We start from the raw sequence: 12,141 nt of genomic DNA on the forward strand, positions 1-12,141 counted from the left end.
GTCAGGTCAGGCGCGGGTCTCCTGCACCAGGGCCGCCTCTTCGCTGACATCAATGCGTTTGGCCAGTAACGCGTACATCACCGGTACCACAAACAGGGTAAACAGGGTGCCCACCGACAAACCAACGGTGATCACCAGACCAATGTTAAACCGGGATACCGCACCGGCTCCGGTCGCCAGCACCAGCGGCATCACCCCCAGTACCATGGCGGCGGTGGTCATCAGAATGGGACGCAGACGTAGGGCCGCAGACTCGATCACCGCCTGGGCCTTGTCTCGCCCTTCCCGCTGCAGCTGGTTCGCAAACTCCACGATCAAGATGCCGTGCTTGGAGATCAGCCCCACCAGGGTGATCAGACCCACCTGGGTGTAGATGTTCAGGGTGGCGGCCCCGAGGAACAGCGGAATCATGGCACCGAAGATCGACAACGGCACGGTCACCAGCACCACCACAGGATCGCGCCAGCTTTCAAATTGCGCCGCCAGCACCAGGAAAATCACCAGCAGTGCCAGAGCAAAGGTGACGTACAGGGCGCTGCCTTCGGTCTCAAACTGACGGCTCTGGCCGCCAAAGTCATAGGCGTACCCCTTGGGCGCAATCTCCTGCAACTTGGCTTTGAGGAACACATGGGCATCGGCAATGGTGGCCGCACCCGGCATCGGCATCGCTTCCAAAGTGGCGGAGTTCAGCTGCTGGAACTGGGTCAGGGCATTGGGGATCACCTCATTGCTGACCTTGACCACGGTAGACAGCGGAATCGACTCACCGGTGCTGCTGGATACGTACAGATCGGAGATGCGATCCGCCGTGGAACGGAACGGCGCATCCGCCTGAGGGATCACCTCGTAGCTGCGGCCCTGGATGTCGAAGTAGTTGGTACGGAAGTCACCCAGTTGAGTGGACAATACGCTGCCGATGGTCTGCATCGAGATCCCCAGCTGACCGGCTTTTTCGCGGTCGATCTGAATGTGCACCTGAGGCTTACTGATCTTCAGCGTGTTGTTGACCACCATAAACAGGCCACTGGCTTCCGCCTCCTGCTTGAGCTTGTTCATCACCTCATACAGGGTGGCGTGATCCGCGGTGGTGGTCACCACAAAGTTCACCGGCAGTCCGGAGGCCACTCCGGGCAGGGCCGGCGGGTTGATGCTGAACACCTCCAGACCGGCAATGCTCTTGGCATCCTGCTGCATCTGTGGCTGAATCTCCATCTGGCTGCGAATTCGCTGACTCCAGGGCTTCAATGCCACCACCGACATAAAGCCGCTTTCACTGGGGTAACCGGCAAACACCAGCGCCATTCGGTACTCGGGGTACTGCGACACCATGTCGGTAAACTGACGGCCATAGGCGGCACTGTAGTGCACGTTGCCATTGTCCGGGCCGTTGGCGATGTTGAAGATGTAGCCCTGATCCTCATCCGGCGCCAGTTCCGACTGGGTCATCATGAACATCACGCCAATGGCGGCAAACAGCAGCACCGCGCCGGTGGCGATGGCGGCCTTGTAGTGGCCCACCACCTGCACCAGGATCGCCTGGTATTTGTCTTTCACCCTGGCGAACAGGCGATCCAGATACTGGGGAAACGGCTTGTGCAGATCCTCTTTGTTGAGCAACTTGCTGCTCATCATCGGTGACAGAGTCAACGCGATGAAACCGGAGATCAGTACCGCCCCGGCCAGGGTAAAGGCAAACTCGGTAAACAGCGAGCCGGTCAATCCACCCATAAAGCCGATGGGGGCATACACCGCCGCCAGGGTAATGGTCATGGCGATCACCGGCATGGCGATTTCACGGGCACCAACCACCGCCGCACGCACGGGAGACAGTCCCTCCTCGATGTGACGGTGAACGTTCTCCACCACCACAATGGCATCGTCCACCACCAGGGAGATGGCCATCACCAGCGCCAGCAATGTCAGCAGGTTGATGGAGAAACCCAGCCCCATCATAAACAGGCCGACGCCGATCAATGACAGCGGTACGGTAATGATCGGAATCATCACGCTGCGCAGGGAACCCAGGAACAGGAATACCACCAGCACCACGATCACCACGGCTTCCACCAGGGTCATCAATACCTCATCGATGGACTCCTGAATAAACTCGGTGGAGTCGTGGTTCATCACCTGACTCAGGCCATCGGGCAGGTTACGCTCGATCTCCGGCAATACCGCATGCACCCCCTTGGCCACATCCAGAGAGTTGGCGTCCGGGGTGGTGGTGATACCCACAAAGATGGCCGGCGTACCTTTGTACATGCCGTACACCTTGTCTGACTTTGGCGCCAGTTCCACCCGGGCCACGTCTCGCAGCCGCACCACCGCATTGCCGTCGCTTTTGACGGTGATGTTGCCGAAGGACACCTCATCCTGCAGTGACGTTGACGCCCGCACCGAGGTCACGGTGTAGCTGTCACGAACCTCACCGGCAGCGGACTGAAAGTTGTTCTGGCTCAGTGCACTGTTGATGTCGTTGCTGGTCACACCATTGGCCTGCATCCGCACCGGATCCAACCAGATGCGCATGGAGAACTCTTTCTCCCCATACAACTGGGCTTCCGCCACCCCTTCCACTTCGGTCAGCTTGGGCTGCACCACCCGCTTCAGGTAATCGGTGATCTCGACGCCAGACATGGTGTCACTGAAATAGGCCAGATACATGATGGCACCGCCGCCGGCGGTACTCTTGGCCAGCACCGGATCGTCGATGCTCTCAGGCAGGCGACCGGACACCTCATTCAGCTTGGTCAGCATCTCCGCCATGGCGGTGTTGGCGTCATAACCGAGGTTGAGGAAGACCGAGATGGTAGACACACCGGCACTGGAGCTGGCAGTAACATAGTCGATGCCCTCGGCCGAGGAGATCGCCTCTTGAATCGGCTGAGTCACAAACCCCTGCACCAGCTCGGCGTTGGCTCCAGGGTAAACCGTGGTGACATCGACCTGGCCAATCTCCATGTCCGGGTATTGCCGAACCTGGAGATCCATGTACGCCCGGGCACCAAAGACCAACAACAGCAAGTTGAGGACAATGGCCAGTACCGGACGCCGAATAAATACGTCAGTAAATTTCATTGAAAACCCTTACAGCTGGACGGCGTCAGAGATGATCACCTGAGTGCCGTTTTCCAGTTTGGTGATGCCGGCATTCACCACCATCATGCCCTCTTCCAGGCCGCTGAGGATGGCGACACCGTCGCCACGCTGCTCACCCACCTGCACATAGATACGACGGGCAACGTCATTGCCCTGGTCATCTTTCTCCACCACGAAGACCGCATCGCCAAAGGGGCTGTAGGAGATGGCAGTACTGGGCAGTACGATGGGACTGATGGTCTCTTTCATCAGCAGACGGATGTCGGCGTACATGCCCGGGTGCAGCTCGCCGCTGTCGTTGGGCACCTCGGCACGAATGGCGATGTTACGGGTGTTTTCATCCACCTTGGCTTCGACGGCAATCACCTTGCCGTGGAATTCTGTCTCCGGCGCCGAACTGGCATGGAAGATCACATCCTGGCCGGTGTACAGCTTAGGCAGGTACTGCTCCGGCACGGAAAAGTCCGCGTACAGGGAGCGGGTATCCTGCAGCGTCACCAGGGCATCACCATTACTGATGTACTGGCCCATGCTGAACTTGCGAATCCCCAGCACACCGCTGAACGGCGCCTTGATGTTTTTCTTGGCGATGCTGGCCTTAGTCTGCTGAACATTGGCGTTCGCCACCTTGAGGTCGGCGCTGGACTGATCGAAATCGGTCTCGGAAATGTTGTTGTTACGGAACAACCCTTCGTTACGCTTAAACTTAATCTGCGCCAGCTCCGCCTGCGCCTGATAGGCCGCCAGGTTGGCCACTTCCACGTCGTCGTTGAGGGTCAGCAACAGCTGTCCCGCTTTCACCTGCTGGCCACTCTTGAAGAAGATGCCATCGATGAGTCCGGACACTTCGGCCGCCAGCTCGATGCCTTCAATGGCATTGAGGGTACCGACACTGGCCACCTGAGGTCGCCACTGAACCGCCTTGGCTTCCACCACCGACACCGTCGCCGGTGGCGGGGCGAAGTTGGCCAGCTGAGCCATGCCTTCCTGAACCTGTTTGAACTTAATTCCACCGATGACCGCCAGTATCACCAGCAGGCCTCCGAGTACCACTGCAAAACGTTTGAACATTCCCGCTCTCCCCATCTGCAGGCCTTGGGAAAAGGCGCTGCAGAAGCTTGATTCTTAGAGGGTGACTTAACCCGTCTCGATTAAAGAGACCCCAATTTTATTGCCGAAAGTTTACAGACATACGTGCATGTATGTCTAGTTTTCAAAATGTAACTTTTAGTGTTTCTTGTAAAGAAACCTCTGTTTTGAAGTCAATTAGTCATGGGGTGCTCCACTAAAGGTAGAGCAATGTGAGTGGAAAAGAGGTGGAATTTCGGTTCGATTGGCAGCCAATAACCGTCACTTGCAGCGAAGATGAATCATCGGCCGGCAACGGCCCCAGCAGCGCGAGCACGCCGTCACGGCTGGGGCACTAACCAGTCAGTCGTGGCGACTGCTGAGAAAATAGCGGTAGGAGGGGCTGTCGGTCACATCGCGGCATTCCAGCGGCAACTGAGCGACGAACTGCTGCATTTCGGTTTCGGCGCCGTCGGGACACTCCAGCCCCATCAGTACCCGGCCGTAGGCGGCGCCGTGGTTGCGGTAATGAAACAACGAGATGTTCCAACGCTGGCCCAGGCGAATCAAAAACTGCAGCAGCGCACCGGGATGCTCGGGGAAGGTGACATGAAACAGCCGCTCTTTCACCGGCGGAATCGGCTGCCCCCCCACCATGTAACGCACATGCAATTTGGCGGTTTCGTCCGCCGACAGGTCCTCATGGGGGTAGCCATTCTCGGTCAGCAGCGCGCTGATGGTGTCCAGCTCACTCTGCTGCTTCAGCCGCAACCCGACAAAGATGTTGGCACTATCCCGGCTGGCGAGCCGGTAGTTGAATTCGGTAATGGAACGCTGTCCCAGCAGCTGGCAGAAGCGCAGGAAACTGCCCTTCTGCTCGGCAATGGTGACCGCCAGTACCGCCTCCTTGCCTTCACCCAGTTCACACCGCTCCGACACGTAGCGCAGGCTGTGAAAATTCACATTGGCACCGGACAGGATCGCCGCCAGCTTCTGCGGGTCGCGACGACCGTCACGGTAGCGTTTCAGTCCTGCCAGCGCCAGAGCACCGGCAGGTTCGGCAATGGCGCGAGTATCCTCGAAGATGTCCTTCACCGCGGCGCAGATCTCATCGGAGGATACGGTGATCACCTCATCGACACACTGACGGGCCACCGCAAACGGCGCCTCGCCGATGCGCTTCACCGCCACCCCGTCGGCAAACAGCCCGACCCGATCCAGGGTCACCGGCCGGTCCGCCGCCAACGCCGCCTTCAGGCAGGCGGCGTCTTCCGGCTCGACGCCAATCACCTTGATCTGCGGCGCCAGTGCCTTGATGTAGGCGGCCACGCCGGCAATCAGGCCACCGCCACCGACCGGCACAAAGATGGCATCCAGATGCCGCTGCTGCTGCAGCAACTCCTGACCTATGGTGCCCTGCCCCGCGATCACCGCCTCATCGTCAAACGGCGGAATCAACGTCAATCCCTGCTGTTCTGACAGCTCACGGGCATGCTGATAGGCACTGTCAAAATTGTCACCATGAAGCACCACTTCGCCACCATGACGACGCACCGCCTCTACCTTGATGTCCGGAGTGGTGGCCGGCATCACGATCACCGCCCGAATGTCGAGCTGGCTGGCCGACAGGGCCACCCCCTGGGCGTGGTTGCCCGCCGAGGCGGCCACTACCCCGGCCTGACGCTGGGATGCCGACAGCTGACTGATGCAGTTGTAGGCGCCCCGCAGCTTAAACGAGTGCACCGGTTGCTGATCCTCCCGCTTCAGCCACACCTCGGCTCCCAGACGCTGAGACAGCTTGGCCATGGGATCCAGGCTGGTGACCCGGGCGACGTCGTACACCGGCGCCATCAGGATTTGGCGCAGATAGGCCTGGGCCAGATCCTGAGACTGTGGCTTGACCAGGGCCACCATTACAGCGACTCCAATTTGGCCAGATCCCGGACCGCACCCTGATCGGCGCTGGTGGCCAGCATGGCGTAGGCTTTCAGGGCCGGGCTCACCAAGCGAGTGCGCCCCACGGGCTGATACGCGCACCCTTCGGCGCGGGTAGCCAGCAAGGCGGACTCCACCACCAGCTCGATGCGGCGGTTAGGAATGTCGATGTCGATGATGTCCCCATTTTCGACCAGGGCGATGACGCCGCCGCTGGCGGCTTCCGGCGACACGTGGCCGATGGACAACCCGGAGGTGCCACCGGAGAAACGGCCGTCGGTGATCAGGGCGCACTGCTGTCCGAGGCCCATGGATTTCAGGTAACTGGTGGGGTACAGCATCTCCTGCATGCCCGGCCCCCCTTTGGGGCCCTCATAGCGAATCACCACCACCTCGCCGGCCTGAACCTCACCGTCGAGAATGCCGGCCACTGCCGCATCCTGGCTTTCAAACACACGGGCCGGACCGCGGAAGGTCAGGCAGCTGTCCGGCACACCGGCGGTCTTCACAATGCAGCCCTTGGGCGCCATGTTACCGCTGAGCACCGCCAGCCCACCCTCTTCGGAATAGGCATGGTCAACATCGCGAATGCAACCGCCCTCCCGGTCGGCATCCAGCGTCGGCCAGCGGCACTGCTGGGAAAACGCCTGAGTGGTCCGTATGCCCGCCGGGCCGGCACGGTAAAACTCGGTCACCTGGGCCGACGGCGCCGAGGCGATATCGAATCGCTGCAACACCTCCGCCAGGCTGTCACCGGCCACATGAGGCACCTGGGTGTCGATCAGATCGCCGCGAGCCAACTCGGCCAGCAGCCCCATGACCCCACCGGCACGGTGCACGTCTTCCATGTGGTATTTGGGCGTGGAAGGCGCGACCTTGCACAGCTGCGGAACCCGTCTGGACAGGGCATCCATGTCGGCCATGGTGAAATCGACCTGCGCTTCTTGCGCTGCCGCCAGCAGATGAAGAACGGTGTTGGTGGAGCCGCCCATGGCGATGTCCAGCGCCATGGCATTGGCAAAAGCGGTCTTGGTGGCGATGCCCCGGGGCAGGGCCGTGGCATCGTCCTGCTGGTACCAGCGGTTGGCCAGCTCGACGATGCGATTGCCGGCATCGAGAAACAGCTGTTTGCGATCGGCATGGGTAGCCAGCATCGAGCCATTGCCGGGCAACGCCAGCCCCAGCGCTTCCACCAGACAATTCATCGAGTTGGCGGTAAACATGCCAGAGCAGGAACCGCAGGTCGGGCAGGCACTGCGCTCCACCTGTTCCGCCTGCTGGTCAGACACATTGGGATCGGCGGCCTGCACCATGGCGTCCACCAGGTCCAGCTTGATGATCTGATCCGACAGCTTGGTCTTACCCGCTTCCATGGGCCCGCCGGAGACAAAGATAACCGGAATGTTGAGGCGCAACGACGCCATCAGCATACCGGGGGTGATCTTGTCGCAGTTGGAGATGCACACCAGCGCATCGGCACAGTGGGCATTGACCATGTATTCGACGCTGTCGGCGATCAACTCTCGGCTCGGCAACGAGTACAGCATGCCGCCGTGGCCCATGGCGATGCCATCGTCCACGGCGATGGTATTAAACTCTTTGGCCACGCCACCGGCGGCTTCAATGGCACCGGCCACCAGTTGGCCCATGTCTTTCAGGTGCACATGGCCGGGAACGAACTGGGTAAAGGAGTTGGCGACCGCAATAATCGGCTTGCCAAAATCCTGATCCGTCATTCCGGTGGCCCGCCACAGGGCGCGTGCGCCCGCCATATTCCGCCCCGCAGTGGAGGTCGCCGATCGCAATTTTGGCATCTCTAACCCTTACAACAATTTGGTATTACAGCACTTTGGCCGTGGTGCAGGCGGCAAATTCCTGCTTGTTTTCCGCTTCTTCGCTGACGTAATCCAGCCAGCCCCATTTGTCTTCAGTAATTCCGGAGAACAGGCCGAAGAACGCGGCCTGCAGATCGGCGGTCACCGGTCCGCGCTGGCCTTCGCCCACCTGAATGCCGTCGACGGATCGCACCGGCACAATTTCGGCGGCGGTGCCGGTCATAAACACCTCATCGGCCAGATACAGGGCTTCCCGTGCCAGCGCTTCCTCCTTCACCTGATAGCCGGCATCCCGAGCCAGGGTCATGATGGTGTCCCGAGTGATCCCCGGCAGAATGGCGGCGGTCACCGGCGGGGTGATCAGCACACCGTTTTTCACCACGAACAGGTTCTCACCGGCGCCTTCGGAGATCTGACCATTCACGTCCAGGGCGATGCCCTCGGCGTAACCGTGGCGCTTGGCCTCACCGGAGATCAGTTGGGAAGACAGGTAATTTCCCCCCGCTTTCGCCGCCGTTGGCATGGTGTTCGGCGCCATTCGATTCCAGGAGGACACGCACACATCCACCCCTTCCTGGCTGGCTTCTTCCCCAAGATAGGCCCCCCAGGGGAATGAAGCGACGATCACCTCGGCCTGAGATCCCGCCGGCACGTTGACACCGAGGCCAACGTTGCCATAGAAGGCCAACGGCCGAATGTAGGCGCTGTCGAGGCCATTGTCGTTGATGGTGTCACGGCAGGCCTGCTCCAACTCCGCCGGGGCGAAGGGGATCGGCATGCGGTAGATCTTGGCGGAGTCATACAGACGTTGAATGTGCTCCTTCAAGCGGAACACCGCCGGCCCTTTCGGGGTGTGGTAGGCTCGAATCCCTTCAAACACCGAGGATCCGTAATGCAGGGCATGGCTTAATACGTGCACCTGGGCGTCTTGCCAGGGCATCATTTTGCCGTTAAACCAGATAAAGTCCGCTTGGCTCACAATCTACTCCTTGTCTAACCGTTCGCGATACGTGCCTGGGAGATCTCCAGGCGGCAATTCTGTACATCGAACAACTTGTCCAACTGCTTGGTCAGATGCTCAATCGGACGCTCACTGTCCACGGTCACCGCGATGTTGGCTTTACGATCCATGCTGCTCATGTGCATATGACACACGGTAAAGCCACGGTGGCGAGTAACTCTCAAGACCCGCTCCAACACTTCAGGCGCCGGGTTCATTTCGATATACAAGGTATGCTGACTCATGACTGCTTCTCCATCATATCGCTATTGGACGCCCCGGGTGGAACCAAAGGCCAGACGTTCTCTTTTTCGGAGATGGACACGTGTAACAAAAACGGTCCATCGCTGTTCAGTAACTGGTTGAGGCCTTCCTCAACCTGGTCTTGGCGCCAGATGTGGCTGCCGGGAATGTCAAAGGCCGCCGCCAGTGACACAAAATCGGGGTTATCGGATAGGTCGGTTTCGCTGTACCGCTCCTCGAAGAACAACTCCTGCCACTGCTTCACCATCCCCAGACGCTGGTTGTCCAGCAACAACAGCTTCAGCGGTAACTTGGCCCGTTTGATGGTGGCCAGCTCCTGCACATTCATCATGAATGAGCCGTCTCCGGACACCACCAGTACGGTTTCATCCGGCCGGGCAAACTGGGCACCGATGCCGGCGGGAATGCCAAAGCCCATGGTGCCGAGGCCGGAGCTGGAGATGTGATTTTCGGGTCCGTCAAAGCTCATGTGCTGGGCTACCCACATCTGGTGCTGGCCCACATCACAGGCCACGGCCGTGCCTTTTGGCAGGCGCTGCGACAGGCTGTTCAACAGCGCCGGGGCAAACACGCCGGCACCGGGACAGCGGTAATCGAAGGCCCACTCCTGGGCACGTCGGTCGCACAGCTGGCGCCAGTCATCTAACTCCAAGGCCATGGCCATCGCCGGCAATACCAGCTTCAGATCGGCGCTGTGGCTCAAGTGAGCCGCCCGCCGCTTCGACAGCTCCGCCGGGTCGATGTCCAGATGAATCACCTTGGCACAGGGCGCAAACTCGTCCAGTTTGCCAGTCACCCGGTCGTCGAAGCGGGCGCCCACGGCAATCAACAGATCCGACTCCTGGACTGCCAGGTTGGCCGCCTTGGTGCCGTGCATGCCAAGCATGCCCATAAAGCCCGAGGTGCCTGGCGCTACCGCCCCCAGCCCCTTGAGGGTGGCCACCGACGGCATGCCGGTGGTCTCGATAAACTGACGCAGCTGAGGCACCGCCCCGGCCATGCCGACGCCACCGCCGACATAGAGCACCGGCCGTTTAGCGTCACGCAACATCTGATGTGCCTCCGCCAGCGGGAAATCACCGATGCCATCGCCGTTGCTGTGGGCGGTCAGCGGCGGATGAAACTCCACCATCGCCTGCTGCACATCTTTGGGGATGTCCACCAACACCGGGCCGGGACGTCCCTCTTTGGCCAGGGCGAACGCCTGTTGCAGGGTGTCGCACAGGTCCTCCGGGCGCTGCACCAAAAAACTGTGCTTGGTGCAGGCCAGCGACAACCCCAGTACGTCGATCTCCTGAAAGGCATCGGTACCGATGGCGGCGGTAGGCACCTGGCCGGTAATGGCAACCAGCGGAATGGAATCCATGTAGGCGTCCGCCAACGAGGTCAGCAGGTTGGTGGCTCCGGGGCCGGAGGTGGCGATGCACACTCCCACCTTGCCCGAGGCCCGGGCGAAACCGATGGCCGCAAACGCGGCGCCCTGCTCATGACGACACAACATGTGATTCACGGGCGAGTCGAGCATGGCATCGTAAACCGGCATGATGGCGCCGCCGGGATACCCAAAGACCGTCTCTACCCCAAATCCCTCTATGGTTCGAACGACTGCTTCCGCTCCGCTGATCATTGGCTTACTCTCCCCGGTTCAACCAGCTCATGCGGCTGCGCAAATCGGCACCCACTTTCTCGATGGGGTGATTGCACTCCGCTTCCTGAGCCGCCCGATAGTTGTGGCTGCCCGCCTTGTACTCCTCAACCCACTGGCGGGTGAACTCGCCGCTTTGAATCTCTGCCAGTACCTGCTTCATGGTCTCCTTGGCTCGGTCATCGACGATACGATCCCCTCGAGTCAAGGCACCGTAAGCCGCAGTATCGGATACGAATTCATGCATCTTGGAGATACCACCCTCATACAACAGGTCGACGATCAGCTTCAGTTCGTGCAGACACTCGAAGTAGGCCAGCTCTGGCTGATAACCGGCTTCCACCAAGGTTTCCCAGCCCTTGCGCACCATGGCGACCGCGCCGCCGCACAACACCGCCTGCTCACCGAACAGGTCGGTTTCGGTTTCCTCTTTGAAGTTGGTGGTCAGCACGCCGCCTCGAGTACCGCCAATGGCATCGGCATAAGCCAGTGCACGGGCATGGGCATAGCCACTGGTATCCTGATGAACTGCCATCAGACAGGGAACGCCGGCGCCTTTTTCATACTCGGTCCGAACCAGATACCCCGGCCCTTTGGGGGCCACCATGGCCACATCGATGTTGCTGGCCGGCTCAATCATGCCGTAATGCACGTTGAGGCCGTGGCTAAACATCAGCATGGCGCCGTCTTTGATGTTGGGCTCGATGAACTCTTTGTAGTTATCGGCCTGAGCCATGTCCGGAATCAGCACCATCACAATGTCGGCATCACGCACCGCATCGGCGAAAGGAACCGGTTGCCAGCCCTCCTCTTCCGCCTGCTTCCAGCTGGCACCGCCGGGGCGCAGGCCGATGACGACGTTGACACCACTGTCCCGCAGGTTCAGTGACTGGCCTCGGCCTTGGCTTCCGTAACCAAGTACGGCGACGGTCTTACCTTGCAACAAACTCGGGTTAGCGTCTGCTTGGTGATACATCTGGGTCATGGTGCTTCTCTCCGTGGACTTTCCTTAGGGCTAAAAAAAACCCCCCGGACCTTTCGGTGCGGGGGGTTGCTGTCTGGTGTATTTTCTAGGCTGCCTGTGCCTCTCCCAAACGCGCTCCCCCGCCGGTGATAATAATCACCACGGTTAGGACCACGACTAGCAGTAGGTTGAAAGAAACAGGCAACATGTGAAAATTTTTCCTTTGGTTCGGCCCGCAGACACATTCTGCGGACGTTCGAAAATTAAGCTTATTTAGATTTAGCATAGGCAATTTCACTATGCAAAGATTATTTTCCATTTGTCAGAAAAA

Annotated in this window: 8 protein-coding genes; all 8 read right to left on the minus strand. The window is 59.8% G+C overall.

All coding sequences use genetic code 11. The features are described from left to right. Positions 1 to 6 precede the first annotated feature (6 nt). The 8 genes from J8Z22_RS21220 to ilvC all read right to left on the minus strand — a co-directional run bounded on the left by J8Z22_RS21220 (position 7) and on the right by ilvC (position 11,831). Positions 7 to 3,078, minus strand: coding sequence for an efflux RND transporter permease subunit (locus J8Z22_RS21220; RefSeq protein ID WP_252008070.1), 3,072 nt, complete (start codon positions 3,076 to 3,078; stop codon positions 7 to 9). Between the two features lie 9 nt (positions 3,079 to 3,087). Further along, entirely contained in the window at positions 3,088 to 4,170 is a 1,083-nt protein-coding gene (locus tag J8Z22_RS21225) for an efflux RND transporter periplasmic adaptor subunit (RefSeq protein WP_028111271.1), read from the minus strand. A gap of 360 nt (positions 4,171 to 4,530) precedes the next feature. Continuing rightward, the gene (ilvA, locus tag J8Z22_RS21230) at positions 4,531 to 6,081 is read right to left on the minus strand and encodes a threonine ammonia-lyase, biosynthetic (protein WP_028111270.1); all 1,551 of its coding nucleotides are present in this window, start codon (positions 6,079 to 6,081) and stop codon (positions 4,531 to 4,533) included. Then, positions 6,081 to 7,916: a dihydroxy-acid dehydratase gene (gene ilvD, locus J8Z22_RS21235; RefSeq protein ID WP_028111269.1), complete on the minus strand. Its 1,836-nt coding sequence runs from the start codon at positions 7,914 to 7,916 to the stop codon at positions 6,081 to 6,083. The genes ilvA and ilvD overlap by 1 nt, the downstream gene beginning before the upstream one ends. 25 nt (positions 7,917 to 7,941) lie before the next feature. Further along, positions 7,942 to 8,919, minus strand: a complete 978-nt coding sequence (locus J8Z22_RS21240) for a branched-chain amino acid transaminase (protein ID WP_371878147.1) — start codon at positions 8,917 to 8,919, stop codon at positions 7,942 to 7,944. Between the two features lie 11 nt (positions 8,920 to 8,930). Next, complete coding sequence (ilvM, locus tag J8Z22_RS21245) at positions 8,931 to 9,182, minus strand: acetolactate synthase 2 small subunit (protein WP_028111267.1); 252 nt, start codon at positions 9,180 to 9,182, stop codon at positions 8,931 to 8,933. Next, positions 9,179 to 10,828, minus strand: a complete 1,650-nt coding sequence (gene ilvG, locus J8Z22_RS21250; protein ID WP_371878057.1) for an acetolactate synthase 2 catalytic subunit — start codon at positions 10,826 to 10,828, stop codon at positions 9,179 to 9,181. The genes ilvM and ilvG overlap by 4 nt, the downstream gene beginning before the upstream one ends. Before the next feature lie 4 nt (positions 10,829 to 10,832). Further along, a complete protein-coding gene (gene ilvC / locus J8Z22_RS21255; RefSeq protein ID WP_028111265.1) occupies positions 10,833 to 11,831 on the minus strand; it encodes a ketol-acid reductoisomerase in 999 nt (332 codons plus the stop codon). Positions 11,832 to 12,141: the final 310 nt, after the last annotated feature.

The organism is Ferrimonas sp. SCSIO 43195, assembly GCF_023716685.1.
Classification (GTDB): domain Bacteria; phylum Pseudomonadota; class Gammaproteobacteria; order Enterobacterales; family Shewanellaceae; genus Ferrimonas; species Ferrimonas kyonanensis.